The sequence below is a fragment of the Streptomyces sp. NPDC048560 genome, assembly GCF_040650955.1.
In the GTDB taxonomy this organism is placed as follows: domain Bacteria; phylum Actinomycetota; class Actinomycetes; order Streptomycetales; family Streptomycetaceae; genus Streptomyces.
The window spans coordinates 1-24,949 of record NZ_JBEZIJ010000015.1; the positions used below are offsets into that span (position 1 = coordinate 1).

A 24,949-nucleotide genomic window follows, 5' to 3' on the forward strand; every position below is an offset into this window, starting at 1 on the left:
GCTGGAACAGGCAACAACGGCTCGACCAGCGACCACAGTTCGTCCGAGACGATCCACGGACGCGACTCCCTCTTTCCCACGAACAGTCCAACGAGCAACCCAGCCGACAGTCACACCATCAGAGGCTTCTGTTAGGACCTTTAAGCCTTGATCGGTGCGGCCGACCTGGCGGCCTGCTCGATCGTCGCGCAGTGGGCTGCACGGGCTTCCTCGTCGATCTGCTTCTCGTGCTCGGCGCGCAGCCCGGTCCGGCCGTCGAGGCCCTCGCGCAGGATATCGGCGTGCCCGGCATGCCGGATGGACTCGCCGAGGACATGGACCATGATGGCGAACAGGTTCGTGTCGGCGTAAGGCTGCGGCCACCACGGCACGTGGCCGGGGGCGTCGAGGGGAAGCTCGTTGATCGTCGCGTCCGAGTGTTCCCACGTGCGTTGGTAGAACCCGATGATCTGATCGCGGGTCTCGTCCTCGGTCGCCCACAGATCGCTGCCGTTGGAGTCCTGCCACCGGGGCAGCGGTTCCGGGGAAGGGCGGTCGAAGACCTCGCCGAAGTACCTGGCCTCGACGGTGGCCACGTGTTTGACCAGGCCGAGGAGGTTGGTCCCGGTCGCTGTCAAAGGTCGGCGGGCGTCGTATTCGGACAAGCCGTCGAGTTTCCAGAGCAGCGCCTTGCGGTCCCGCCGCAGTCTTCCGTACAGGTTGTCCTTCGCGAATTCATCGATCATGCGGCATGAGCCTGCCATGGGCTGCTCGTGGTCTCAAGATCCCGTAAGTGGTCCGCAACCACTGGCAGAGCCGAGGCTGGCCGCCGCCCTGACCGGCTACAGGAAGCTCGCGAGACCTGCCACGTAGGACAACCTCTGAGAACCCAGGACCTGTTGCGCATGTGGATCGTCTGTCAGACCTGCCTGGGATGCTTCGAGCATGGAGATGACAGTGCAGCTGACGATCGACTGCTCCGATCCGCAGAAAATGGTGGCTTTCTGGGCCGAGGCCCTGGGCTACGTGCCTGAGCCTCCGCCTGGCGGACACGCGACGTGGCGTGCTTACTGGTCGGCGGCGGTGGTGCCCGCGGCGGAGTTGCCGGCCGGTGCCGGGGATATTCCGGAGTCCATCATCGATCCCGCGGGTCGTGGACCGAGGGTGTGGTTCCAGCAGGTTCCGGAGCCGAAGGTCGCCAAGAACCGGTGGCACTTCGACCTGAAGGTCGGTGGGGGCCGTGACGTCCCACTGGACGTCCGCACACAGCGGGTCAAGGCTGCGGTGGAACGGCTGGTCAAGGCTGGTGCCACCGTGCTGCGGATCAAGGATGGGCCGGACATGGGGTTCTACGCCGCCGCCATGCAGGACCCCGAGGGCAACGAATTCGACGTCGTCTGAGGGCCGCTGTGACGGTGCTGGTCACAGCCACTCGTTCACGGCCGCTACAAGAACAGTCGCCTAGCAGCGGACGGCGAGCTCGTCGCACCTCATGGCCACTGCCCTGGGCCTTTCAAGTCGGTTGATCCCGCACTCGACCGCATCGCGCTCGCGGTAATCCACCGCATCGAACGCGGCGGTCGGCCGCCCGGGAACGGAACCGAGCTTCCTGCGGTTGCGGGCCTGTCGGACATGCTGTTACCTTCCTCGGCGCTGCTCCGTCATGAGGATGACGGGCCCGGAAGGGCGTAGGTAACCGATGAAGGAGCAGCGCATGGTGGAAGCACGCATGACAAGCCCGGCCGACCCCGACGTGATCACTGCAATCCAGCACCTCTACAAGGCGGTCCACGCCGGGGGAGTGGACGGGCACCTGCTGGCCCTGGTGCACCTCCGGGCCAGCCAGATCAATGGCTGCAGCCCCTGCATCTTCGCCACGATCCAGGCGGCCAAGAAGGCCGGTGAGACGGACGAGCGGCTGCACAACGTGGTCGCGTGGCGCGAGACGCCCTTCTACACCGAGCAGGAGCGGGCGGCTCTTGCCCTGGCCGAGGCGGCGACCCGGATTCAGGACGGCGCACCGGGCGTGACCGACGAGATCTGGGACGCCGCTGCCGGCCACTTCACCAATGAGCAGCTGGGCGCCATCACCCTGGAAATCGCGATGACCAACTTCTTCAACCGGCTCAACCACACGGTCCGGGAGCAGGCAGGCAAGACCTGGTGAGCCCGGTCAGGGCGTGCGTCACCCTACGTAGACCCCGCCTTCCTTCCTGACGCCAAGCAGGGGACAGGCGTGGACAGGCAGGGAGAGGCAGGAACACCCTCCGGATACTCACCCGAGTTCAGGAGCCCGGAGGCCAGCAGTCCAGCCGACAGGGCTCAGCAGAACCAGCCGTTCTGTACCCAGCCGCGTCGGTTGATGTTTCCGTAGGCGAAGCCATATACCCAGTCTCCGCCGCCCTGTTCCACCAGGAAGGTCTGGCCTCGGTACAGGGTCCCCATCCAGGCTCCGTGCGGGGCGGTGACCCGGACGAAGAGGTCCTGGGCGCAGACGGTTTCGCGTTCGCCCACAGTTCCGTTCGCCGAGGAGGCGGGGCTGACAGTCATGGCGGTGATCGCTGCAAGGGCCAGAGCCACAGCGGCGAGCCTGCTCGTACGGGTCACGAGTGGTCCTTTCGTTCGTCGAGGCGGTTGATCACCAGGATCCAAAACCTCCGAGGCACTCCTGCCTGACGAAGCCCCAGTCGTTGGGCCCGAAGTCGAAGGTGGCCGCCCAGCCGTTGTAGACCGGGTGGGCGCCACGGGTGTGCCCGACCTTGTCGCCACGGAGCAGTATCCGTTTCAGGCCGACCGGTCCTGAAGCGCTGTCATAGTTCGCGTAGAAACTCGCACTGTCACAGACGATGACCGCGTGCTCCGGCACTGTCGGGGCCGCCTGCGCAGTTCCGACAGTGCCAAAGACGAAGATCCCGGTCGCGGCCAGAGCGACTTTCTTTCTTGAAGTCATGGACATGACATTAATGATGATGGATGTTCTCTGCCTCGTCCAGGGCAGGGCATCGCGTCGAGGGGGCGGGGTCCCTGGTGAGGCGCGCGGAACCGGATCGGGATCGGCGCTGTGGGCCGGGTCCACCATGGGCGCGGTCGCTCTGGAGGCCCGATCGTGCCGGCCGTCAACCTGCGGCCGATCCCTCGGTCGGGCTCTCCGGGGCGGCAGCCTTGAGGAGAAGCGTCGGCCTCATTTCTGAAGGGCGGTCAGGGCCTCTTGTTTACTTTACGGGTCGACCCGTATGGTAAGTGTCATGAGCTCTTCTCCGCCCCCCAGGGGGCGTCCTAGGGATCCCCGATCGCACGAGGCGATCATCGGCGCGACGACAGAGCTGGTGGTCGAGGTCGGCTATGCCGCGACGTCGATCGGGGCAGTGGCCTCGCGGGCCGGGGTCGGCAAAGACACGATCTACCGGCGGTGGCCGGGCAAGCCGGAGTTGGTCTTCGAGGCCGTGTTCACGACCACCGATGATGCTCCGCCCCCGGACACCGGAACGCTGGCCGGAGACCTGACCGTGTTGGTACAGGGCTTGGTCGACGAGTTCCGCGCGCCTGCGGCCGCGGCGGCACTGCCTGGGCTGCTCGCCGACTTCGCCGCCGATCCGGAACTGAAGGCGCGCATCCGCAGTGAGTTCCTGGCCCCGTCGAAAGAACGGCTGCTGGTTGTCTTCGAACGCGCTGTGCTGCGCGGGGAGATCGCGGCCGAGACGCCCGTGGACCTGGTCCTGGACACGTTGGCAGGAGCCGTGTTCTTCCACGTAGGGCTGGTCGGGGAGCACCCCGGTCAGCACCTGGCCGCAATGCTGGCTGCTGTCGTGGCCAACGGAATCGAGGTCCGATGAACGGCTGGCTTCTCGCGGCAGGATGCACCGCGCTCGGCGTAGCCGCAGTGCACATCGCCGGCGGGCACCGCGATGTGGTGCGCCCGCTGCTGTCCTGCGGACTCGCGGACGAACCCAAGCGTGTCCTGCATGCCGTGTGGCACATGGTGAGCGCTGACCTGGTGCTCTCCGGACTCGCCCTGCTCTACCTCTCACTGAGGGACGGTACGCCGGGTACCGGCCTGGTGTCGGGGTTCGTAGCCGCCCACTTCCTCGCGTACGCCGCAGCCTTCTTGGTCGTCACGCTGTCCGTCGGCTGGCCCAGACCGCTACTCCGCCTACCGCAGTGGATCCTGCTCCTGCCGGTCGCGGTGCTGGCAGCGGCGGGCGCCGCGTAGCCGAACGCCTGGAGAGCTCCCGCGTCCGCAGCCGCGTCTAGCCGTTCGGACATGCCATTGAGTGTCCGTTGACATGCGTGGGGAGCAGCAGAGCGAGCCTGCGGAGATTTCTGGATCGGTATCACCAGGCCCGTGCGAGTCGCCCGTGGGAGACCCTGCATTCCCGTTCAAGCGAGTCATGACGGGCCTGGACGCTCCGTGGAGCGCGAGCTGCCGCCGGGCGGCACACCCCCATACCTCGCGGCCCGCAGCAGCGGCGCTCGCTCCCTCGTCCTGTGGGCCGAGAGCACCGCCAGGAGCGGGTGGCCACCTTGGTGACGCTGTCAGCAGCCCGCGGTGTCGCGACGTTTCAGGTGCTCGGCGCGCACAGCGAGCTCATCGGCACGCTGGTGCGCGAGAAGGCGCTCCGCGGTAGGGGTCTGCGCACCCGGTGGAGGGTGACGCAGGCCGGTGGCTCCGAGGCGGTGGGCTTCAAGGGCCGGATCCGCCGGTGGTGCATAGGGTGGCTGTTGCTGCCCTTCCAGGTGCTGATTCTCGTGTTCACCGTGTTGACAGCACTCCCGGCAATGAGGGCGGTGTCGCGCGCGGCCCCCGGCGTATCAGGTGGCGTGCGAACGGGCAGATGTCGCTGGAGTTCAGATCGCGTGGCGACAAGCTGTATGTGCACACGCCGGGATGGGACTGGCGGCTCGGGGCCGTGCTGCTGGTTGTCCTGCTGCGTACCTTCGGCGCCGGCTCGTGGGACGCCAGGACGTGGGGACTCGTCGGTCGCGCCCGCCGGTGGCGTCCCGAGCCACGACGTGTGGATCGTGGGCTCCACGACGGTTGAGTCTGATACTCACGCGAGCCCTTCAAGCGCTCCGCCCTGGCCGGATGGACGCCGAGTCGCTGGTGGGAACGCCCTTGAGTGCCTGCGGAGAGGCGGTGAGCAGGCAAGGGTGGATTTTCGGGCCTGCGCACAGTAGAACTGGGCCCCATGTCTGACCAGCAGCCAGCCCCGCACCCGGCCCAACTCTCCGGTGTGCCCCATGCGTACGTGCCACCAGGAGCCCGGGGGGTCAGCGTAGGCTACCGGCGATGGGCGGGCATTCTCGTATGGCTCGCCATCAGCATCGCGGTCCTGATGGTGATCGCGTTCGTGGTGAGTCTTGTCCTCCTGGCACAGGCGGACGCGGACGTGGAGAACGCTGCCCTGGGCTACTTGGCCATCTTTCTCTGGTTCGGGATCGCCGCCGCGGCCCCGGTCCTGCTCGCGGTCGCCATCCCCGGTGCGGCCATGAGACGGCGTGTGCGGGAGCAGCGGCAGACAGGGATCACACCCTCGTAAGTAGTGCCGGGTGTGCCTGCCGGGTGTCGTCTCGCCGGGGCGACCGCCGGAGCAGACATCGGGTGGCGCGGTCGACGGTGAAGCGGCGTCGCTTTCCCCCCGCATGTCCACATTGATAGTGGGCGTAGGGGGACCGCGACCGCAGCCGATCACGCCACGATCGGGGGTCGGCGCGACGACTCCGACGAGCCCGCAGATGGTGCCGAGACGATCGCGTGTCACGGTCGCGGTCCAGGCGGACCACATGACCTCGTGGTGACCGGCCCCAGGCGGTGTGGTCAGGACGATGCCCTGGTGATCAAATCGTTGCCGCACCACGTACAACCGCGCATAGCCCTCACCTGTCCCACAGTCAGCCGCGAGGACGGACCTCCGGCCGGTGCGCCTGCGCGCCCGGCCCAGGCTGCTGGGGAAAGGCGGGCTCAAGGATGGGCAAGACGTTGTGGAGAGCGGTGGTGGCCGGTGGCGCGGCGATCCTGTTCACCGGGGTGGCGGCGGTGCCGGCCGGGGCGGCGGAAGGCGGGGTCTCCTTCACCCGGGTCGCAGTGAACGGCGGGAAGCCGATTGTGGTCGGGGTCAAGGAGGAGATCGTGGTGCATGCGACCTTCCGGATGACGACCACGCTCACATACGACTCCGGGCCGACCGTGTTCCCCTTCCGGGGGACGCGCGACGCGGGTGAAACGCTGCACAGCGCCATCATCACCAGCGACTGCAAGGTCGTGGACAAGGCGAACGGAATCTGCGACTTCGAGCAATGGCTGTACATCGATCCGCGGGACCTTGACTTCGGGAACCATGACACCGGTACCTGGGGAACCGCCGCGCGGGTCTTTCTCGCCGGCGACGCCTGGGACACCGACGACGAGAACCTCCCGCTCCAGGTCAAGCGGGCCACACGTGTCACTGTCAACGCCTCGCCTGAGCCGGTTGCGACAGGGAAGACAATCACGGTGACAGGGCTCGTCACGCGGGCGAACTGGGACACCCACACGTACCAGGGGTACGCGGGCCGCACGGTGAGCCTGCAGTTCAAGGCGGCGGGCGCCTCCTCGTACACGACGCTCAAGAAGGTGACGTCGAGCAGTACGGGGGCGCTCAGGACCACGGTGACGGCCACCGGGCCGGGGACGTGGCGGTGGACGTACTACGGGAACTCCACCTCCGGGGCGAAGTCGTCGACCGGGGACTACGTCGCCGTGCGATAGGCGACGTGCGCGCAGCCGGCCTCCCACCACATAGGCGTAACGGTCGGCTGGTGGCCCGCGACGCGGGACTCACCACCTGACGGCGTGGTGACCGGAGACGACTGGCCGGCGGACCCAGCTGCCCCGCACCGGGGTGGGCCTGCCGCAGGGCCGTCGAAACTGTGGAGTCCTTGGCAGCTGCGGGTGCGGCGGGCTGCGAGGTCGCGGCGGCGGCCGGAGGCTTCAGATCCCTGGGGTCCGGTTTCGGATCGCGTACCAGCGTCCGACCTTGCCAGGAGGGAACTGGCTGAGCGCTGTGGTCGGCCCGGCCGGCCAACTACAGCGCTCACTGGCGGTCATACCGCGTTGCTTACCCGCGCCGCCTCGGCAGGCGGCCGTCCCGGGTTCCGGTCAGCTCGTGGCGAGGAGTTCAAGCGTATCGATCACGCGGTTCGAGAAACCCCACTCGTTGTCGTACCAGGCGACCACCTTCACGTGGCGGCCGTCGACGCGGGTGAGAGCCGAGTCGAAGATCGACGAGGCCGGATTGCCCGTGATGTCGGACGACACGAGCGGGTCGTCGGAGTATTCGAGTACGCCTGCGAGAGGCCCCTGTGCCGCCGCGAGGTACGCCGCCAGCACGTCCTCGCGCGTCACGTCGCGAGTGACAGTCGCGTTGAGTTCGACGATCGATCCCACAGGAACCGGTACGCGGATCGAGTCGCCCGACAGCTTGCCGTCGAGGTTCGGCAGCACGAGGCCGATCGCCTTGGCGGCGCCCGTCGTGGTCGGCACGATGTTCACAGCGGCGGCGCGGGCGCGGCGGGCGTCGCGGTGCGGACCGTCCTGCAGGTTCTGCTCCTGCGTGTAGGCGTGCACCGTCGTCATGAAGGCGTGCTCGATGCCGGCGAGATCGTCGAGCACCTTGGCCAGCGGGGCAAGCGCGTTGGTCGTGCATGAGGCGTTCGAGACGATCGTGTGCGCGGCCGGGTCGTACGAGTCGGTGTTGACCCCGAACGCGAGCGTGACATCGGCACCGTCCGCCGGCGCGCTGATGAGCACCTTCTTCGCACCCGCGTCGATGTGGGCGCGGGCGGCTGTGGCAGACGTGAAGCGGCCGGTCGCCTCAAGCACGATGTCGATGCCGAGATCTGCCCACGGCAGCTTCGCCGGTTCGCGCTCGGCGAGCACGGTGATGCGCCGGCCGTCGACGACGAGAACGTCTCCCTCGACAGTCACCGGGCGGCCGAGCCGGCCCGAAGTCGTGTCATAGGCGAGCAGCCGCGCGAGGGTGGCGGGCTCCGTGAGGTCGTTGACGGCGACGACCTCCAGGTCGCTCTCGCGTTCGAGCAGCGCGCGCAGCACGTTGCGTCCGATGCGGCCGAATCCGTTGATGGCGATGCGAGTCATGAATGGTGTCCCTTCGGGTTCGCCACCAGGTTCTCGCGCGGCATCCACCGGTGACAGCGGCGTGATCGCCACGGTCCGCAAGGATCGCGCCAAGCTGGTGGCGACGGGCTACTGCCCCTGGGTGAAGGTGCGCCGGTACTCGCTCGGCGTGGTGTCCAGGATGCGCTGGAAGTGCAGCCGGAGATTCGCACCGGTGCCCAGGCCCACGTCGGCGGCGATCTGCTCGATGCTCAGCTGCGAACGTTCGAGCAGCTCACGGGCCATGTCGATGCGGGCGCGCATGACCCACTGCATCGGCGTGTACCCCGTGTCTTCGACGAAGCGCCGCGAAAATGTTCGCGGCGACACCGCCGCATGACGGGCGAGCACCGCAAGGGTGAGAGGCTCGCCGAGCCGGTGCAGCGCCCACTCCCGGGTGGCGGCGAAGCGCTCGCCGAGCGACTCGGGCACGCTGCGCGGCACGTACTGCGCCTGACCGCCGCTGCGGTAGGGGGCCGCCACCAGACGCCGCGCCGCGTGGTTCGACGCGGACACCCCCAGATCGCCGCGCAGAATGTGCAGGCACAGGTCGATGCCGGAAGCGGCGCCGGCGGACGTCAGCACGCTGCCTTCGTCGACGAACAGAACATTCGAGTCGACCTGAACGAGTGGACGTTTTGCCGCGAGTGCCCGCGTGTAGTGCCAGTGGGTCGTTGCGCGCTTGCCGTCGAGCAGGCCCGTGGCAGCGAGCGCGAAGGCGCCCGTGGAGATGGCCGCGAGCCGCGCGCCCCGCGCGTGGGCGGCGATCAGCGCATCGATGACGGCCTGCGGCGGATCGTCACGGTCGGGGGACCGGTAGCCGGGAACGAAGACGATGTCAGCCCATGCCAGCGCCTCGATGCCGTGGGCGACGTAGTACGACAGGCCGTCGCCGCCGGCCACGAGACCGGGTGTCGCGCCGCACACCCGCACCTCGTACGGCATGCTCGCGCGGGTCGTGAACACCTGCGCGGGAATACCGACATCCAGCGGCTTCGCACCTTCGAGGACGAGGACGGCGACGTGATGCAGGGGTGAGGACGGCACGGGGAAGAGGGTACGTGGGGGTGCGGCCCAGCCCGCACAGCCGCGCAGGTCCGCCGGGATCGGTGTCGATATCAGCGTGGACATCGCCCGGTTCCACCATCCGTGGCCGGATACCCGAATGACGTCACGGCTCACGTCTGCCGGCCAACCCCCGGCGCACACTCGGGCCGACCGTGGGGAGCTGCCACCACGGACGGCCGGCGGGCCGCAGCGGTCTCGACGGGATGCGCTGAGAGTGCGTCACCGCCTCCGTGGGCATACTCAGTCTGCTCAGCGGAAGCAGGCGAAGAAATGGGGGCGATGGCCGGCATCCTCATGCATAGGCGGCGTGAAGCGCTGCTCCTCTCGTCGGGCCCTGTCCTCGGTGCCGCCGTGGGTGCGGTGACCAACCTGGTCACGTCAGAGTGGAGTTGGTGGCTCTTCGGCGCGCTCGTGGCGCTGATCTCCCTGGCCTCTGTCGGTGCCGCCCTGGTGCCCAGCAGCGGTGGAGGTGCCGTCGGCCCTTCCGCGCAGAGCCCTCCCTGCACCCTCCCCCCTGGTGCCGCGGTGTTCGCGGGGCGTGAACGGGAACTGCGTCGACTCCTTGATGCGAGGCCGCCCGGACGCGGCTCCCGTCCCCGTGTCTGCATCATCACGGGCCGGTCGGGGAGCGGTAAGACGGAGCTGGCCGTCCAGGCCGCGCACCTGCTCGCCGAGCGGTACCCGGCGGGGCAGCTCTTCGTCGGCTACCGCAGCCACGCCGAATCGGCCGGCCGTCTCGCCCCGCTGGACGCTCTGGCCGCGCTCCTGGTCGCGGTCGGCGATGTACGTGCACCCGCGGGCCCGGCCGGAATGACCGGGCAATGGCAGTCCGCCGTGGGAGGCAAGCCGTTCCTGCTCGTGCTCGACGACGTCGACCAAGCCACCCAGGTGCTGGATGTGCTTCCCCGGTCACCTCACTCCCTCGTCCTGCTCACCAGTCGGCACATGATTCCTGGCATCGATGCGGACGTGCACATAGCGCTCGACGCTCTGACTGAGGAAGCCGCGCGCTCCGTCCTCCACACCATCCTTCGACGGGGCTCGCGAACCGTCGACGACACGGTGATCGACGCACTGGTTGCCACGTACCGGCTACCACTCACAGTCAGGCACCTTGCGGACCGGATCGTCGCCGAGCAGATACCGGCAAGCGTGCAGACCGGATCCGGAGGGTGCCACCTTCCCGGTGTCGGGCTCGAACCGATGCTGGCGACGATCCAGGATCTCGAGCCGTCACACCGTCTGGCTTTCCGACGCGCCGCGCTCCACCCGGGGCCGTATGTGACGGCCGAGATCGCGTCGGCCCTGGCGAGCCTCAGCCTCGGGGACGCCACTCGCGCTCTCACCGTGCTCCATCACCGGGGCCTGCTCATGAGATCTGGCCGGCACGGTTACGGGTTCCACGATGTGATGCGGCTACTGGCCCAGCCGGAGGACACGGTGCACACCGACGAGGCGTCCGCGCAGGCCCGAAGGAGACTGTTCGAGCTGATGGCGTGCTTGCTGAAGCGGGCGAACACCTTCATCTCGGCGCCGATGGTGCTGCCTGTGCCCGACAGCGTCCATGCGGGGCCGCTCGTACCGATGACTGAGCAACAGGCCCTGGAGTGGCTGGACCACCACTTCGATGATGTGCGGTCGGTGGCGCGACTGGCCATCGAGTGCTCCTGGCCCGAGAGCTGGTGGCTGACGGCCGGGCTCGCCTATTTCATGCGTATCCGGAGAAACCTGGTGCAGGCAGATGAGATGAACGAGGCGGCGCTGCAGATCGCACTCGCCTCGGGGGACCTGGCCGGTCAGGCGCACTGCCGCGCACAGTTGGGAACCCTGCACAGGGTTTCGGGCCGGTACAGCTCGGCCGAGGAGCACTCCCGCACCGCGATGAGCATCTTCGCCGACCTCGGGTCGAGTGTGCCGCACAACCAGGCCTACTGTGCGAGCGAACTCGGCGTCATCCTCTATCACTTGGCCAAATATGCGCCCGCGCACGAGGCCACGCAGCAGGCGATCGACCTCTACCGAGCCACCTCCGACCGGCGTGGCGAGGCCAACGGACTGGGTGTCCTGGGACTGATCAGCAGGGCGGCCGGCGACTACCGGACAGCCCGTACGTGCTTCAGGCAGGCGTATGCGATCTTCGCCGGGATGGAGAACCATCGCAACAGGGCATGGATCCTCATCGAACTCGGAACCATCGACCGGCTCACCGGAGACGAGCACCGCGCCCTGGCACGGTTCTCCGAGGCCCTGGACATCAATTCCGGCGCCTCGGACCGCAACGGCTGCGCCTGGGCGCGTCGCGAGATGGGGATCGTGCAGAGGACCCTCGGGCAGTACGCCGAGGCCGGCTCCCTGCTCGAAGCGGCTTGGCATGAGTTCGAAGACCTCGGCAGCCCGAGGAACGTCGCGGATGCCCGCATCGAGCTCGGCACCCTGCACCGGTCGATGGGGCAGCTCACCACGGCACGCTCGCACGCGCAGGCCGCGCAGGAGATGTACGCCGGTATGGGCAACCGCCGGGGCGAAGTATGGGCGGAGCTGGAGCTGGGCGTGCTCGACGCGGCCGAGGGCCGGCAGACGTCCGCCATCAGTAGATTCGAGCGGGCCCGGAGGATCTACGAGGACATAGGCGACCGTTCCGGTGCCGCGCGGGTTCAGCTGGAGCTGGGAAGACTCGAACTAGCCCGTGGGAGCCGCGCAGAGGCAAGGCACCATCTCGATACGGCTCTGATGCTTTACACCGGACTCGATGCCCCGCAAAGCGCGGAGGTGCGGGAGCTGCTCTCCAGAACTTGAGGGGCGAACCGGTGCGTTCATCGCTGCACTGTGTACGCGCCTGTCCACCCTCAAGACCCTGCCCCGGCGGATGGCCGGCGTCGGGGTGCGCTACCTGGGTTACGCAGCGCCGCGATCAAGGCCTGGAAGAAGCTGGCCGAGGCGGTGGTGGACCGTGCGTCGCGTGCCCGGGAGTACCCGGTCCGGGCGGGATGTTGTCGAGCAGGCCCTGAAGCGGGCCGGTGACGGCTGCTTTCCTCCACTCGGTCGCGCTTCCGGCTGCTGCACGATCATCCACAGCCCCGAGGGCCGCCCGGCAGAGCTGCGCTTCCGGGGCTTCACCGACGACTGAGCCCGGGTCCACGGCCAGAGACGCCGTCAGGCCGTCTCAACCAGATCATCGACCGGCATACTGGGCGCCATCCAAGATACGGCCGGAAGTAGATAGCATGAAATCCGACATAATTCGCATCAGTGCAAGCCTTGCGGCTGCCACCGTGACGGCATTCGCTCCGTCCTCATGCGGGGCAGGCAAACCCGTCGTCACTCCAAAGGCCGTAACTCATTCCGAATTGGTCGGCCGATGGGACGGGGAGCGGAAATGTGGATCGCCGATAGTTCGTCTACGTGACGATTACACCTTTTCGAGCAAGGACTTTCCAGTCGAGTGGGAGGGCCCCGGGCCGGACTCGCAGGTGACGCGCCGTTCATCCGGCGGGAAATGGCATGGCGTCAACAAAGATCCTGGCCTGCCGCCCTATCTGGTACTCAGATTCAAGAATTACAACGACATCCAGATTCTGGGATTCTTCTTGGAGCATGGAGAGTTGCAGATGGATGGGACTGTCCACGCGGGTGGGGGCGACCCCTATCCCTACGAATGTCTCTTCAAGCGCACTTCTGTCGACCCCGAGTCCTAAGGCGTCATCTCACGTGGTGAGTTCGGCGAGCCGCTTGTAGCAGATCAGGGTGGCGGAAAGGCTTAGGGAGCTGACTGACCTTGGTGCCCTGTCCGGATCGCATACGAGGGGCGTTGCCGGTACGAGGCTGTGGCCGAGACCGCGCCCGCCACAAGACTGCCGGGCGCGGTTTTTGCGACGCCGGCCGTCCCCTCAGCCGCACGGCACGGGGTGCCCGGCCCAAGCCCATGCTCCGGAGGGCGCCCGTCGGAGCCGCCATGGTCGGGAACTGCCGTGGTGACGAGCCGCCGTTGTCAGGAGGCTCCGCGGGATGCGTAGGCGCGGATGTCGGCGTCGGGATCGGTGGTTGCCGTCGCGAGGGCGGCGCGGGCCTCAGCGTCGGCGTGGTGGGGGAGCAGGGAGAGGACGGCGGCCTTGCGGACATCCGCGTTGGGGTCGGTCAAGGCCTTGGCGAGAGCGGGGACGGCCTGGGCGGGCGGCGCCGCCCGGAGGGCGCTCGCGGCGCCGGCTCGGACCTGCCAGGCGGGAGCGTCGAGGGCGGCCGCGGCCAGGGCGGCGTAGCGGGGAGGGCAGCCCGTGGCGGCCAGCGCCGCGAGCGCGGCGCCCCGGACGAGTGAGTCGGCGTCATCCAGCAGCGGGTCGAGCGGTGCCGGTGCCGGAGCGTGCACAGCCGCGAGGCCCCGGGCCACCGCGACCCGGACCTCGCGGGCCGGGTCGGCGGTGGCCACCGCCAGTTCCGCGACCGCGTCCACCGACACCAGGGCCCGCACGGCCGTGATGCGGACCTCGATGTCCCTGTCGGCGAGAGCGGCGGCGTACACCTCGGCGTCGCCCAGCCGCAAGGCGCGCAGCACGTCGAGCGCGGCGGCCCGGACGGCCGGATCGGCAACGCCCAGTGCCTCCCGCAGTCCGGATCCCAGATCGGCCTCGGCGGGCAGTACTTCGACCAACTCACGCAAGGTGGCTGCGGCGGCGGCCCGGACCTGCGGTGCGCTGTCCCGCAGGCGCTCGGCGAGCGCGGGCCCGGCGCCTGCCGGCACCGTCTCGCCGAGGGCGGCCACGGCGGCTGCGCGTACCGCCGGGTCGGCATCCGCGAGGTAGGGGCGAAGCGCCACGAGGTCGGGAGAATCCTCGGTGAGGGAGAGCAGGCGCAGGAGTGAGGGGCTGGGCGCGGAGACCTCCGCGGCATCGGCCGCGACCTGAGCCGTCGAGGCGGCTGCCGGGCGGGCGGCCGGGGCGGCGCCCCGCGCGCCGGCCGTGGCCACCGGCACCAGCGCGACCTCGCCCAGCCACCGCTCCGGCCCCGGCGTCGGGGTGAACTCCGGCACCGGGACCACGTACGGCTCGACCGGCCGAGCGGTGAACTCCATCGCCCCGGCAGCGGACTTGCGCAGGTCGAGGTGGTGCAGCCAGCCCGCGTCGTCCCGCCCCGGGTGGTCCAGCCTCTCGTGGTACAGGCCCCACCGTGACTCGGTCCTGGCCAGCGAGGCCCGGGCGGCCATCTCCGCGCAGTCCCGGATGAAGGTGACCTCCGCGCACCGCATCAGCTCATGCGGCGTGCGCGCCCCCATCCCGGCGATCTCCTGCGACATCCGGGTGAACGCCTCCACCGCGAGGGACAGCTTCGCGCCGGTCTTCGGCGGGGCCACGTAGTCGTTGACGAACCGCCGCAGCTTGTACTCCACCTGCGGCTGCGGCGGCCCGTCCGGGTTGCGCAGCGGCCGGTAGACGAGGTCGTGGGCGGCGGCCAGCTGGTCCCGGGGCAGCTCGCCCTCGTACGCCCGGTAGCGTGCGGCGTCCTCGCCGGCCAGGTCGCCGAAGACGAAGGCGCCGATCATGTAGTTGTGCGGTACGCAGGCGAGGTCGCCGGCCGCGTACAGCCGGGGCACGGTGGTGCGGGCGTGCGCGTCCACCCGGACCCCGGAGGCGGAGTGCCCGCCGCAGAGCCCGATCTCCGAGATGTGCATCTCGATGTCGTGGGTGCGGTAGTCGTGGCCGCGGCCCTCGTGGAACGTGCCCCGAGTGGGGCGCTCCGTCGTGTGCAGGATCGATTCGACGGAGGCGATGGTCTCCTCCGGCAGATGACTGAGCTTGAGATACACCGGGGCGCGGTCGGAGGTGAGTTCGGCCGCGAACTCGGCCATCATCTGCCCCGACCAGTAGTCCGACTCCACGAACCGCTCGCCGTGCCGGTTCACCTGGTAACCGCCGAACGGGTTCGCGACGTACGCGCAAGCAGGCCCGTTGTAGTCCTTGATCAACGGGTTGATCTGGAAGCACTCGATCCCGGTGAGCGCCGCCCCGGCGTGGTAGGCCATGGCGTAGCCGTCGCCCGCGTTCGTCGGGTTCTCGTACGTCCCGTACAGGTATCCGGAGGCGGGCAGCCCGAGCCTGCCGCAGGCTCCTGTCGCCAGGATCACCGCGCCCGCCCGGACGGTGACGAACGCCCCGGTGCGGGTGTCGAACCCGGCCGCGCCGATGGCCCGGCCGTCGTCCGGGTGGGTGAGCACCCGGACCGGCATGACCCGGTTCTCGATCCGGATCCGCTCCCGCATCTCGCGCCGCCGCAGCTGCCGGTAGAGAACCTTCTTGACGTCCTTGCCCTCCGGCATCGGCAGCACGTACGAGCCGGACCGGTGTACCTGGCGGACGGCGTACTCGCCGTGCTCGTCCTTCTCGAACTTCACCCCGTACGACTCCAGGCGCTGGACCATCGTGAAGCCGCGCGTCGCGGTCTGCCGGACGGTGGACTGGTCGACGATGCCGTCGTTGGCGCGGGTGATCTCGGCGACGTAGTCGTCGGGTTCGGCCCGGCCCGGGATGATCGCGTTGTTGACCCCGTCCATGCCCATGGCGAGCGCGCCGGAGTGCCGCACGTGCGCCTTCTCCAGCAGCAGCACCTGCGCGCCGCGTCCGGCGGCGGTGAGCGCGGCCATGGTGCCGGCGGTGCCGCCGCCGATGACCAGGACGTCGCAGGACAGTTCGGTCGCGTCGGCGAGGGCGGGGATGGCCATGGGGGTGTCCACCAGGGGGTCCACGGGGGGTGCCTTTCAGAGGGATTCGAGGATGCGGCGGCGCAGTTCAGCGGTGCCGGGGTCGTGCTGTGCGGCGCGCTGACGCGGGTGCGGCACGTCCAGCACCTGGCCGGAGCCCAGCAGGACGACGCGGTCGCCGAGGTGGATGGCCTCGTCCACATCGTGGGTGACGAAGACGACGGTGGCGCCGGTGCCTCGCAGGATGTCCACCAGCAGGTCCTGCATCTCGGCGCGGGTGTGCGCGTCGAGTGCGCCGAAGGGCTCGTCCATCAGGACCGCGCGGGGCCGGCCTGCCAGGGCGCGGGCCAGCTGGACGCGCTGCCGCTGTCCGCCGGACAGCTGGTGCGGCAGTTTGTGTGCGTGCTCGGCCAGACCGACCCGCTCCAGCCAGTCGGCCGCTGACCTGCGTCGATCCGCCCGGGGCACCCGGCGGATCGCCAGGGGCAGTTCCACGTTGGCGCGTACGGTCCGCCAGGGCAGAAGGGCGTCGTGCTGGAAGACCAGCGCCCGGTCGGCCGCGGGCTTTCCGATCGGTTCGCCGTCCTGGGTGACCCGCCCGTCCAAGGGGGGCAGCAGCCCGGCGAGGGTGCGCAGCAGGGTGGACTTCCCGCAGCCGGAGGGCCCGACCACGGCAAGCGATTCCCCTGGTGCGATCCGCAGGGCGACCGTGCCGGGGACGGCAACGCCGTCCGCGTGGCCCAGCCGTACGTTGTGCAGGGCGAGTTCGGCGCCGGTCGGCGTGGCTGCCGCCGGCAGGGTGGCGGTGCTCATGGGACCGGCTCCTTCCGGGGAACGCTGGTACGGTCCGCCGCGCGGGCGGAGGGGGTGGTGGCGTCCGCACGGGTGCGGCCGGTCCTGCGCGGCGCCGTACGCGGTGCGCCGGCGGCTCCCCGCGCGGCCGCGCGGGGCAGCCAGGAAGTGGCGCGACGGCCCAGCACCTCCACCGCGGTGGAGGTGAGCCATCCGAGGGCGCCGATGGTGACCATGCCGACGAACACGGCCGGGTAGTCGATGATCGTGTAGTCCTGCCACGTGCGGTAACCGACCCCGTACTCGCCGGAGATCATCTCCGCGGAGATCACGCAGATCCACGAGACGCCGATGCCCACCGACAGGCCCCCGAAGATGCCCGGCAAGGCGCCCGGCAGCACCACCGAGAACAGCACCCGCAGCCGGCCGCCGCCCATGGTGAGCACCGCCTCTTCCCAGACCGGGGTGAGCGCCCGGACCGCGTGCCGGGTCGACACCACCACCGGGAAGAACGCGGCGGTGAAGGTGATGAACACGATGCCCTGCTCGTTGGTGGGCAGCAGCAGGATGGCGACGGGAACCAGAGCGATGGCCGGCACCGGCCGTACCACCTCTAGCAGCGGGCCCAGCAGGTCGGCGGCCCACCGGGACCGGGCGATGGCCGTTCCGACCGCCACTCCCGCCACCGCGGCCAGGAGAAACCCCACCACGATCCTGCGCAGGCTGTGCCCCAGGTCCTGCCAGTACGGAGCGGTGTCGACCCGGTCGGCGAAGGCGGAGGCCACTTCGCCGACCGTGGGGAACTGCTCGAACCGCAGCCACAGATTGACGTCCATGGAGGTCAGCAGCTGCCACAGCCCGAGGGCTGCGGCCAGCGAGGCGGCACGCAGCAGCCAGCGGCCGGCGCTCATGACGCCAGACCCACTGCGTCCGCGTAGCGGATGATCCGGGCCCCGGTGTGACCGTCGACGTACCTCTTCGCACCGGCCGGGGTGACGAAGGCACGCAGGTCGGTGCCGTCCGCGACCCACACCGCCTTGTCGGCGAACCAGAGGGTGCCGGTCAGTGCGTCCGGCACGTACGCTGCCCGCACGTCGGCGGCCTTGGCGGCCTTCAGCAGCTCCTTGGGGCTGTCGAAGGTGCGGGTGGTTGCCGAACCCCGCAGCCACAGTTCGGGCTTGGCGGTGCCCGCCTTCGGATAGGCGGCGGCCTTTACGGCCCGCTTCAGCGGAACCGGGTCGACGAAGGCGTCCACGTCGACGTCGCCCACCAGCTTGGCCGCCTTCAGTACCGGCACATCCTCCTTCAGCGCTGCGATCAGCTCCGGGCGGAGCTCCGGGTCGAAGGTGGCGATGCCGTTGGCGCCGTTGTAGAGGTAGACCACCTCGGCAGGCAGCCCGGTCTTCTCGGCCACGGACTCGGCGGCGGCGACCGGCCGAGCGCGCAGGTAGTCGGTGGCCCGTCGCTGAGCCCTCAGGAAGTCGTCGAGGACCCCGGCCCGCTCCTTGGCGAACTTCTCCCGGACCGTGACCCCGTGGAAGGTCGGCAGGTTCAGTTCGGCCCCGTCGTACAGAGCGGTGGCCCGGCCCTCGAAGGCCATCTTGCCGGGCCAGGCGACGAACTGCGAGAGTGCGTCGGCGCTGCCCGCCTGCAGGGCCGAGGCGCCCACGCTGGGTTGCTGGTTGAGCTTCTGAATGCCCTTTTCCGGGTCGATGCCTGCCCGCTGGAGGGCCCGGACCAGAGTGCCGTCGGCGGCCGAACCGATGCTGGTGGACACCTTCTTGCCGCGTAGGTCGGCCAGTGAGCGCAGAGGTGAACCGGGTGCGGTGACCACCGTGTTCAGGCCGCCGGCAAGGTTGTAGCCGGTGATCGCGACCAGCCGGGTCGGCTGCTTGAGCTGCTTGCCACGGGCCGCGTTGATCAGCAGCGGGAAGTCGCCCATCGAGCCGATGTCGATTTTCCCGGCGGTCATCTGGGCGGTGATCGGGGCGCCCGTCGCGTAGTCCTGCCACTCGACCTTGTAGGTGGTGCCGTCCTTCTTCCCGCGGGCCGCGAGCTCCTCCTCGAAGTAGCGCAGGGAGCGCAGCAGGGTGCCGGCGGTGACGGTGTTGATGGTCTTGGACTGGTATCCGACGGTCACCGTGACCGTCTTCGCGTCGGCGTTGCCGTCGGCGCCGGCCGTGCCGCCGCAAGCGGTGGCCAGGGGGAGCAGCAGGGCAACCGGGAGGAGCGGGAGGAAGTGTCTTGTCTTACCGGGCATGGGAGTTCGGCCTTTCACCGGAGGAGGTAGGGCATGTTCACGGTGACCGCGCCCGTGGGGCACCGGGCCGCGCACGGGCCGCAGTACCAGCACTCGTCCACGTGCATGTACGCCTTGCCGTTGTCCTCGCGGATCGCGAGCGAATCGAGCGGACACATGTCGACGCAGAGCGTGCATCCGTCGATGCACTTGGACTCGTCGATGGTCACGGGCACGTCGGCGCGCTGCGGGACGAGAGGCATGGTTGTCTCCAAGAGGCCGGACAGGGCCGGGAAGAGGGAAGGAAAGGGCGGGGGAGTTGTCAGAGATCAGACGGAGCGGTGCAGCACGCCGCTCATGGTGATGCGGTCACCGCGGAACCGGATGAACTCCAGATCCACCGGCCGCCCGTCGGGCAGACAGGTCAGCCGCTCCAGCATCAGTACGGCGGCTCCGCGCGGGGCCTCGAGCACCGTGGCGGAGTGCGCGTCGGCGTTGACGGCCTCCAGGGTGATCTCGGCATGACCCAGTGGGCCGCCGGTCAGCGACTCCAGGAGCCGGAACACATCCGTGTTCTCCAGGTCGCAGCCGAGCAGTTCACCGCCCACGTCCATCGGCAGGTAGGAGAGGTCCAGGGAGAGCGGCAGTCCGTTCAGGCGGCGCAGTCGCTCGATACACAGAACGTCGGTGTGCTCGGGCAGGGCCAGCCGGTGGGCCACCGGGCCGGGTGCCGTGACCGGCCCGACGGTGCGGACCTCGTTGGTGACCCTGCCGTGCTCGTGCAGGGTTTCGGCCAGGCCCTGGAGGCGGTCCAGTCCGTGCGGGTACTTCTCGCAGACGACCACGGTGCCGACGCCGGGCTGCCGGTTGATGAGCTGCTCGCCGCGCAGCAGGTCCAGCGCCTGCCGGACGGTGTTGCGGCTGGCCCGGTAGTCGTCGGCGATGACGTCCTCCAGGGGCAGGACCCCGCCGCGGAAGTTGCCGGCCAGGATCTGGTGCCGCAGCAGGTCGGCGAGCTGCCGTGCCCGGTCGGCACGCAGCCGCCGTCGGCGCGCGGCGGCGATCGGGCGGGCTGCGGGGGCGGGTTCGGCTGGCATGGCACGGAACGTACAAGGAGAACCGCTCCGGTGGTGTTGCCGCCGTATTGCGCCACCTGACGCCTCGTGCGCACCCATCTGACCTGCGGCTTCACCGGCAGAGCGGCGAGATCCGCCACCCTGGCGCCCACAACGTGGACGCCGTGTGCCCACGATGCGGCCGGCGGCCTCGTCACTGCACGGCGCCGATGCGGTCGTCGGCCTCTACCCTGACCGGCCGGAACCGGTCACGGTGATTCGGAACTTCCAGGCCGCGCCGCAGAGGCCTACCCGACAGCCTGTCAGCTCTGTGTGACAGGGGTGACTCTCTACCCGAGGGAACCCGCGATGTTCTCGTCTGATGTCGAGCGCCCCGGCGCAACCCAAGCGCCTACCCCAGTGGCTCAGGCTGCTCCAGGGCTGCGCCCACACCCACACCCTCACCCGCTGACCCGCGGGCTCCCCTGTGAGCAAGGACGCCAAGGCAGGACGCGCACGGAAACGACACCAGGGCCTCCCGGCACCGCTCGGTGAGATTCGCATCCCCGAGCTACCGAGAGGCCCTGTCATCACGCGCGTACGGCGGGAAGAGCGCCCCGCGTGAAACTGTTCAACCCGCACGTCCCATGATCGCTTGCGACACGTCGTCCACAGCTCTCCTGGTGTACGACCGAACGCAGCCACCGCCGGAGCTACGGGACACGACCACCAACTATCAGAGCAACGGCCCGTACTTCACCGATCTACTTCACCGATCTATGGGACGCGGACGCACGTGGTGCCGCTCGTCGGCTTGTGCTTGAGGGCCTTGCGGGTGAGCGGGCCGTACTCGCCGTCCGCGGTGGTGCCGGCCCTCTGCTGGGCGCGGATCAGCGCAGCTCGCGTTCCAGGTCCGAAGTCCCGGTCCACCACCAGGCTTTCGCCGTAACACATGTTGAGGGTCTCCTGCAGCGTGCCGACCCCGACGCTGTTGACGCCCTGGACCAGTGAGCAGTCGACATTGACGCTGGTCGTACCGTAGTTGGGCACCCAGGCCCCATAGTACGAGGCGCTCCAGTTGCACCTCGGGGCGGCCGCCGCGGCGGAGGTGGCCGAGGAGAGCGCGATCAAACCGCCACCGCTCACCACCATGAGGGTCGCGAGCAGTGCATTCAAAGGCTTACGCACAGGGAACTCCTTGCTGGGATTTGGGTGGATTGCCGTCATAGGCCGCTGACACTGCTGCGGCTGGGTCGTGTTTGCGGTGCGCAGAGCTTGTCAGCCGCGATCGGCGGCAACAATCATGTGAAGCCATAAGTGAAAGACGCACGTCAAACGGGGGGAATTGCGTGCTCCGCATTCATTTCACCGATGTTGATCTTGCGCGCACGCGAGTGGCGTCCGGGGCGGATCCCTTCTGGGAGATCGCTTCCAGCCTTCACCGCTTCCAGACCCGGCGTGGCCGCTGGGCCTATGCCGAATGGCACCGCACCGCCCGGAGCCGTCTCCGCGAACAGCGACTGGACAACGCCCTACGAGGAGTTCTGTTGCCGCTCTTCCCGCGGGCGGCGTACTTCCCGGACTTCCTCACGCCGGTCGCGGGGTGCGGCGGATGGGACGCCGGCGCGGATGCCATCATGTCGACGCCCGCCCCTCAGGTCACCCGAGAGATGCACGCACTGGGTCGGGTGAGTGGAGCTCCCGCGTGGACGCAACGTCTCACCGACTCGGAAGCCCGTGCGGAGCTGGTGCAGGTGATGCGTGCCTATTACGACGCCGTCATCGCGCCCCATTCCGATCGCATCCAGGCAAGTCTGGAAGCCGACCGGTGTCTGCGGGTCCGTGCCCTGCTCGTCGGCGGCGTCGACGGTCTTCTCCGGAGCCTGCGGCCGGCCATGCGCTGGGAACCGCCGGTGCTGCACGTGGACGCATATGGCGGTGACCGCGATCTGCACCTGGCGGGCCGCGGGCTGCTGCTCATGCCCTCGTATTTCTGCTGGGGATCGCCCGTCCCCATCGCCGATCCCGCGTTGCCGCCTGTCATCGTCTATTCGGTCCTTGGCGGGGTGCCAGGCTGTGAACAGCCCCTGCCGCCGGCCGCGGCCTCGGCGCTGGCAGGAGTCGTCGGACGCAGCCGCGCCGCGATCCTTCATGCCGCCGCAGCCGGGGCGACCACCGGTGAACTCGCCCGAGCTGTGGGAATCTCCGCTTCGGCGGCGACACAACACACCTCCGCGCTGCGTGACGCCGGACTGATCTGCAGCCGGCGGGCGGCCAACACGGTGCTGCACACGCTCACCCCGCTCGGTGCGGCGCTCCTCCACGCCAATGCCGCAGGACTCGCCCGGGAGGGGTAGCGGAGGCGTGTCGCTTCGCCGCCGGCGGGCAACCTCCCGTATCCACACGAACTCCCCGGCCGTACTTCCTGCCGCGGCGCGCTCCTCCACGCCGAACTCTCCTGCAGTCGGGGCGTCCACTCACCGAGTTCGGCAAGTCTCCTCGGGTCACACAGATGGTCAACTAGCCGCAGTGCTATGGACATTGGAGTCGTCTACGGGTTAGAAGGAAGGCTTCCTGCCGGCGTACACGGAGCAGCGTGGCGCAGCGGCGCGAGACCTCGGACAGTTTCTGGAGAGGAACACCTCATGTCCTTCGAGCCCGTGTACATATCCCGGCGCAATGCCCTGCGGGCCGGAGCCGGTGCGGCCGCCGTCGTGGGTCTGGGGGCCGGCCAGCTGACCGGTGCGAGCGGTGCCTCGGCCACCGCCCCGGCCGACCCGTCGGACACCGCGTACATCATGAGCTGCGACGAATGGGGTGCCCGGCCGCCCGCCGACGCACTGTCGACCCGTACGGGCTCCACCCGGCGGATCGTGGTGCACCACATGGCCTTCCCGAACACTACGGACTTCTCGATGGAGGCGGCCATCGCCTGCGCCGAGCGGGTCCAGTACATACACATGGACAAGAACGGCTGGTCGGACACCGGGAACCACTTCAGCATCAGCCGCGGCGGCTATGTGCTGGAAGGCCGCCACGGCAGCCTGGACGCGCTCGATGACGGCGGCTACCAGATCGTCAGCGCGCACGCCGTCGGGCAGAACACCCAGTCGATCGGTATCGAGAACGAGGGCACCTACATCGACGAGCTGCCCACCGGGAAGCTGTGGTGGTCGCTGGTCAAGCTCTCCACCACCATCTGCACCCAGTACGGCTTCGGCGCCCAGAACATCACCGGACACTGGGACTGGAACAACACCCAGTGTCCCGGCGCCAAGTTCTACTCCACCTTCCCGCTGCTGCGCCTGCTCGTCGCCAAGCGCCTCGGCCAGGACCCGAGCACCATCCCGGCCCGAACCTGGCCCGACACGTTCACCTCCTGCGCGGGCGCCACGGTGCGTACGCTGCAGCACCTGCTGAACACCCAGGGATTCAACCTCGTTGCGGACGGTGCCTTCGGCCCGGCCACGCTGGCAGCGGTGCGCGCCTTCCAGACGGAGCACGGCTTCCCCACCGCCTCGGACGGCACGATGACCGGGCCGACGTGGGAGGCGCTCGCCCCGGAGATCGGCATGGGTGCCACCGGTTCTGCGGTACTGGGCGTCCAGTCGATCCTCGCGAACAAGCTGTACGCCGTGCAGGCGACCGGCACCTTCGACCGGGCGACCTGGGTCGCGGTCGCCAAGCTGCAGGCCCTGCACGGGCTCCGGGTCACCGGTCGGGTGGACCTGAGCACCTGGTGTGCCGCGCTCGGCGGTGTGGTGGAGGAGAACTTCCGTGGCCTGAGGGGCCAGGCAGGGCTGGAAGAAGAGCTTGTCGTGCCGGAGGACGCGTCCCTGCCCCCGGTGACCCTCACGGCGGACGGGGTCGTGCCGAGCGACGCACCCGCCACGCAGTTCGAGGAGGTCCCGGTCGACCAGGACGTGCAGGCAGGGCTGTAGTCCTTGCGCCGGCGGCGCCCGGTCATTGGCGCCGCCGGTCATTCCATCGGGGCCACTCACGGTGCGCCTGGCGGGCCGTCAGCGACCCCACGACCGGCTACGCCCCCCAGACCCTCGAACGTCCTCAAGACTGTGGAGCGCCGGTTCACGGCCGGCGTGATCCCTACGTGGACACGCTCCGCGTCATCCGTAGTGCACACAACGTCCGGCACCAGCTTCGCCGCCCACGGCGCCCCGAAGCCCCGCTGAGGTCGAGCTGATATGTCAGGAGCCAGTGAGGCCAACGCGTTCCAGCCAGTCCTTGATGGCGCTGTCGGCCTGGGCGACTTCTTCGCCCTGGACCGCCAGACCGTCGGCAAAGTTTGCGCCGCGGCAGGAGGCTGCGTAATCGCGTGCGGTGGTGCCCAGGCCGCTCATGGCGTGGGTGGTGAAGGGGATGACGGTCTTACCTGAGAAGTCGAGCTGCTCTGTGAGTGTCGTCATGATCATGGGCGCGCGGACGTTCCAGATGGGGCTGCCCAGCAGCACGGTGTCGTAGGGGTCCAGATCCGGCAGTGAGCCCCTGATGGCGGGGCGGGCATCGGCTTCCTGTTCGCGGACGTTGCGCTTGACGGTGGCGTCGTAGCCGTCCGGATAGGGATCGGTGGGCGCGATCTTGTATACGTCGCAGCTGATGAGGTCACGGATCTTGCGGGCCATGACCTCGGTGTTGCCGACCTTCAGATCGGTGCGGCCGCCGTAGTAGTTCTCGCCGGGCCGGGAGAAGAACGCAAGCAGTACCTTGCCTCGTGCCCTGCCGCTCGTGGCCGGGCCGGCTGATGTCTTCGGCCGGTCGGGTGCCGGCTGATCGTTTGCGGCTGAGCAACTGGTAAGGGGCGGCGCCGCCATGGCGGTGACTCCGGTCAGCAGCGCGGCGCGCAGAATCGTACGGCGCCGGGCTGTCATGCGGTCCTGCTCGTTCATAGGGGCCCTTCGCAGGTGTGGGGAAGTGAACGGGGCGAGCGGCACTCACGCTCCAGGCCAAACCATCTGCTC

The 24,949-nt window shown here is 69.1% G+C and carries 23 protein-coding genes; 10 read left to right on the plus strand and 13 right to left on the minus strand.

All coding sequences use genetic code 11. The features are described 5' to 3' along the window. Nucleotides 1-140 precede the first annotated feature (140 nt). The gene (locus AB0C82_RS32480) at nucleotides 141-725 is read right to left on the minus strand and encodes a DinB family protein (RefSeq protein ID WP_362849270.1); all 585 of its coding nucleotides are present in this window, start codon (nucleotides 723-725) and stop codon (nucleotides 141-143) included. 199 nt (nucleotides 726-924) lie between these two features. Here AB0C82_RS32480 and AB0C82_RS32485 point away from each other — a divergent pair, with 199 nt between their 5' ends. Beyond that, nucleotides 925-1,380 carry a VOC family protein gene (locus AB0C82_RS32485; RefSeq protein WP_362849273.1) on the plus strand — a complete coding sequence of 152 codons (456 nt, stop codon included), beginning with the start codon at nucleotides 925-927 and terminating at the stop codon, nucleotides 1,378-1,380. A gap of 316 nt (nucleotides 1,381-1,696) precedes the next feature. Next, nucleotides 1,697-2,146, plus strand: a complete 450-nt coding sequence (locus AB0C82_RS32490) for a carboxymuconolactone decarboxylase family protein (RefSeq protein WP_362849487.1) — start codon at nucleotides 1,697-1,699, stop codon at nucleotides 2,144-2,146. A gap of 155 nt (nucleotides 2,147-2,301) precedes the next feature. Here the strand turns inward: AB0C82_RS32490 and AB0C82_RS32495 are convergent, their stop codons facing one another. Both AB0C82_RS32495 and AB0C82_RS32500 read right to left on the minus strand, forming a co-directional pair. Beyond that, nucleotides 2,302-2,586 carry a hypothetical protein gene (locus tag AB0C82_RS32495; protein WP_362849275.1) on the minus strand — a complete coding sequence of 95 codons (285 nt, stop codon included), beginning with the start codon at nucleotides 2,584-2,586 and terminating at the stop codon, nucleotides 2,302-2,304. Between the two features lie 31 nt (nucleotides 2,587-2,617). Further along, nucleotides 2,618-2,929: a hypothetical protein gene (locus AB0C82_RS32500; protein WP_362849277.1), complete on the minus strand. Its 312-nt coding sequence runs from the start codon at nucleotides 2,927-2,929 to the stop codon at nucleotides 2,618-2,620. Nucleotides 2,930-3,224: 295 nt separating this feature from the next. Between AB0C82_RS32500 and AB0C82_RS32505 the strand changes: the two genes are divergently transcribed. The 4 genes from AB0C82_RS32505 (at nucleotide 3,225) to AB0C82_RS32520 (ending at nucleotide 6,724) form a co-directional block, all read left to right on the plus strand. Further along, a complete protein-coding gene (locus AB0C82_RS32505; protein WP_362849280.1) occupies nucleotides 3,225-3,812 on the plus strand; it encodes a TetR/AcrR family transcriptional regulator in 588 nt (195 codons plus the stop codon). Further along, complete coding sequence (locus tag AB0C82_RS32510) at nucleotides 3,809-4,189, plus strand: hypothetical protein (protein ID WP_362849282.1); 381 nt, start codon at nucleotides 3,809-3,811, stop codon at nucleotides 4,187-4,189. Before AB0C82_RS32505 ends, AB0C82_RS32510 begins: the two co-directional genes overlap by 4 nt. A 976-nt stretch (nucleotides 4,190-5,165) precedes the next feature. Next, nucleotides 5,166-5,516 (plus strand): hypothetical protein, encoded by a 351-nt coding sequence (locus tag AB0C82_RS32515; protein WP_362849285.1) that lies wholly within the window; start codon nucleotides 5,166-5,168, stop codon nucleotides 5,514-5,516. Nucleotides 5,517-5,944: 428 nt separating this feature from the next. Beyond that, entirely contained in the window at nucleotides 5,945-6,724 is a 780-nt protein-coding gene (locus AB0C82_RS32520) for a hypothetical protein (protein WP_362849286.1), read from the plus strand. 390 nt (nucleotides 6,725-7,114) lie between these two features. On the opposite strand, the gene gap is transcribed toward AB0C82_RS32520, so the two are convergent. Together gap and AB0C82_RS32530 are read right to left on the minus strand one after the other, a co-directional pair. Further along, nucleotides 7,115-8,113 (minus strand): type I glyceraldehyde-3-phosphate dehydrogenase, encoded by a 999-nt coding sequence (gap, locus tag AB0C82_RS32525; protein ID WP_362849288.1) that lies wholly within the window; start codon nucleotides 8,111-8,113, stop codon nucleotides 7,115-7,117. 108 nt (nucleotides 8,114-8,221) lie between these two features. Further along, nucleotides 8,222-9,178 (minus strand): helix-turn-helix domain-containing protein, encoded by a 957-nt coding sequence (locus AB0C82_RS32530; protein WP_362849290.1) that lies wholly within the window; start codon nucleotides 9,176-9,178, stop codon nucleotides 8,222-8,224. Nucleotides 9,179-9,478: 300 nt separating this feature from the next. Between AB0C82_RS32530 and AB0C82_RS32535 the strand changes: the two genes are divergently transcribed. Together AB0C82_RS32535 and AB0C82_RS32540 are read left to right on the plus strand one after the other, a co-directional pair. Next, nucleotides 9,479-11,995 carry a tetratricopeptide repeat protein gene (locus tag AB0C82_RS32535; RefSeq protein ID WP_362849292.1) on the plus strand — a complete coding sequence of 839 codons (2,517 nt, stop codon included), beginning with the start codon at nucleotides 9,479-9,481 and terminating at the stop codon, nucleotides 11,993-11,995. A gap of 163 nt (nucleotides 11,996-12,158) precedes the next feature. Continuing rightward, nucleotides 12,159-12,326, plus strand: a complete 168-nt coding sequence (locus AB0C82_RS32540; protein ID WP_362849295.1) for a hypothetical protein — start codon at nucleotides 12,159-12,161, stop codon at nucleotides 12,324-12,326. Between the two features lie 861 nt (nucleotides 12,327-13,187). Here the strand turns inward: AB0C82_RS32540 and AB0C82_RS32545 are convergent. The 7 genes from AB0C82_RS32545 to AB0C82_RS32575 all read right to left on the minus strand — a co-directional run bounded on the left by AB0C82_RS32545 (nucleotide 13,188) and on the right by AB0C82_RS32575 (nucleotide 21,161). Next, entirely contained in the window at nucleotides 13,188-15,908 is a 2,721-nt protein-coding gene (locus tag AB0C82_RS32545; RefSeq protein WP_362849490.1) for a fumarate reductase/succinate dehydrogenase flavoprotein subunit, read from the minus strand. A gap of 36 nt (nucleotides 15,909-15,944) precedes the next feature. Continuing rightward, nucleotides 15,945-16,700, minus strand: coding sequence for an ABC transporter ATP-binding protein (locus AB0C82_RS32550; protein ID WP_362849297.1), 756 nt, complete (start codon nucleotides 16,698-16,700; stop codon nucleotides 15,945-15,947). After that, a complete protein-coding gene (locus AB0C82_RS32555; RefSeq protein ID WP_362849300.1) occupies nucleotides 16,697-17,590 on the minus strand; it encodes an ABC transporter permease in 894 nt (297 codons plus the stop codon). The genes AB0C82_RS32550 and AB0C82_RS32555 overlap by 4 nt, the downstream gene beginning before the upstream one ends. Beyond that, the gene (locus AB0C82_RS32560; RefSeq protein WP_362849302.1) at nucleotides 17,587-18,939 is read right to left on the minus strand and encodes an ABC transporter substrate-binding protein; all 1,353 of its coding nucleotides are present in this window, start codon (nucleotides 18,937-18,939) and stop codon (nucleotides 17,587-17,589) included. The genes AB0C82_RS32555 and AB0C82_RS32560 overlap by 4 nt, the downstream gene beginning before the upstream one ends. Before the next feature lie 14 nt (nucleotides 18,940-18,953). Then, the gene (locus AB0C82_RS32565; protein WP_125741086.1) at nucleotides 18,954-19,181 is read right to left on the minus strand and encodes a ferredoxin family protein; all 228 of its coding nucleotides are present in this window, start codon (nucleotides 19,179-19,181) and stop codon (nucleotides 18,954-18,956) included. 66 nt (nucleotides 19,182-19,247) lie between these two features. Then, nucleotides 19,248-20,015 (minus strand): GntR family transcriptional regulator, encoded by a 768-nt coding sequence (locus AB0C82_RS32570; protein ID WP_362849305.1) that lies wholly within the window; start codon nucleotides 20,013-20,015, stop codon nucleotides 19,248-19,250. A gap of 735 nt (nucleotides 20,016-20,750) precedes the next feature. After that, entirely contained in the window at nucleotides 20,751-21,161 is a 411-nt protein-coding gene (locus AB0C82_RS32575; RefSeq protein WP_362849308.1) for a peptidoglycan-binding domain-containing protein, read from the minus strand. A 359-nt stretch (nucleotides 21,162-21,520) separates the two neighbouring features. On the opposite strand from AB0C82_RS32575, the gene AB0C82_RS32580 reads away from it, so the two are divergent. Both AB0C82_RS32580 and AB0C82_RS32585 read left to right on the plus strand, forming a co-directional pair. After that, nucleotides 21,521-22,330: a helix-turn-helix domain-containing protein gene (locus AB0C82_RS32580; protein WP_362849311.1), complete on the plus strand. Its 810-nt coding sequence runs from the start codon at nucleotides 21,521-21,523 to the stop codon at nucleotides 22,328-22,330. A gap of 288 nt (nucleotides 22,331-22,618) precedes the next feature. Then, nucleotides 22,619-23,914 (plus strand): N-acetylmuramoyl-L-alanine amidase, encoded by a 1,296-nt coding sequence (locus tag AB0C82_RS32585; protein ID WP_362849314.1) that lies wholly within the window; start codon nucleotides 22,619-22,621, stop codon nucleotides 23,912-23,914. Nucleotides 23,915-24,178: 264 nt separating this feature from the next. On the opposite strand, the gene AB0C82_RS32590 is transcribed toward AB0C82_RS32585, so the two are convergent. Next, complete coding sequence (locus AB0C82_RS32590) at nucleotides 24,179-24,877, minus strand: flavodoxin (protein ID WP_362849317.1); 699 nt, start codon at nucleotides 24,875-24,877, stop codon at nucleotides 24,179-24,181. Nucleotides 24,878-24,949 lie beyond the last annotated feature (72 nt).

What these genes read in the sequence shown, in the direction of transcription:
- AB0C82_RS32550 (WP_362849297.1), bottom strand. Translation starts at nt 16,700, where the DNA reads ATGAGCACCGCCACCCTGCCGGCGGCAGCCACGCCGACCGGCGCCGAA.
- AB0C82_RS32590 (WP_362849317.1), bottom strand. Translation starts at nt 24,877, where the DNA reads ATGAACGAGCAGGACCGCATGACAGCCCGGCGCCGTACGATTCTGCGC.
- AB0C82_RS32510 (WP_362849282.1), top strand. Translation starts at nt 3,809, where the DNA reads ATGAACGGCTGGCTTCTCGCGGCAGGATGCACCGCGCTCGGCGTAGCC.
- AB0C82_RS32570 (WP_362849305.1), bottom strand. Translation starts at nt 20,015, where the DNA reads ATGCCAGCCGAACCCGCCCCCGCAGCCCGCCCGATCGCCGCCGCGCGC.
- AB0C82_RS32480 (WP_362849270.1), bottom strand. Translation starts at nt 725, where the DNA reads ATGATCGATGAATTCGCGAAGGACAACCTGTACGGAAGACTGCGGCGG.
- AB0C82_RS32535 (WP_362849292.1), top strand. Translation starts at nt 9,479, where the DNA reads ATGGCCGGCATCCTCATGCATAGGCGGCGTGAAGCGCTGCTCCTCTCG.
- AB0C82_RS32545 (WP_362849490.1), bottom strand. Translation starts at nt 15,908, where the DNA reads ATGGCCATCCCCGCCCTCGCCGACGCGACCGAACTGTCCTGCGACGTC.
- AB0C82_RS32555 (WP_362849300.1), bottom strand. Translation starts at nt 17,590, where the DNA reads ATGAGCGCCGGCCGCTGGCTGCTGCGTGCCGCCTCGCTGGCCGCAGCC.
- AB0C82_RS32485 (WP_362849273.1), top strand. Translation starts at nt 925, where the DNA reads ATGGAGATGACAGTGCAGCTGACGATCGACTGCTCCGATCCGCAGAAA.
- AB0C82_RS32505 (WP_362849280.1), top strand. Translation starts at nt 3,225, where the DNA reads ATGAGCTCTTCTCCGCCCCCCAGGGGGCGTCCTAGGGATCCCCGATCG.
- gap (WP_362849288.1), bottom strand. Translation starts at nt 8,113, where the DNA reads ATGACTCGCATCGCCATCAACGGATTCGGCCGCATCGGACGCAACGTG.
- AB0C82_RS32515 (WP_362849285.1), top strand. Translation starts at nt 5,166, where the DNA reads ATGTCTGACCAGCAGCCAGCCCCGCACCCGGCCCAACTCTCCGGTGTG.
- AB0C82_RS32560 (WP_362849302.1), bottom strand. Translation starts at nt 18,939, where the DNA reads ATGCCCGGTAAGACAAGACACTTCCTCCCGCTCCTCCCGGTTGCCCTG.
- AB0C82_RS32500 (WP_362849277.1), bottom strand. Translation starts at nt 2,929, where the DNA reads ATGACTTCAAGAAAGAAAGTCGCTCTGGCCGCGACCGGGATCTTCGTC.
- AB0C82_RS32565 (WP_125741086.1), bottom strand. Translation starts at nt 19,181, where the DNA reads ATGCCTCTCGTCCCGCAGCGCGCCGACGTGCCCGTGACCATCGACGAG.
- AB0C82_RS32585 (WP_362849314.1), top strand. Translation starts at nt 22,619, where the DNA reads ATGTCCTTCGAGCCCGTGTACATATCCCGGCGCAATGCCCTGCGGGCC.
- AB0C82_RS32520 (WP_362849286.1), top strand. Translation starts at nt 5,945, where the DNA reads ATGGGCAAGACGTTGTGGAGAGCGGTGGTGGCCGGTGGCGCGGCGATC.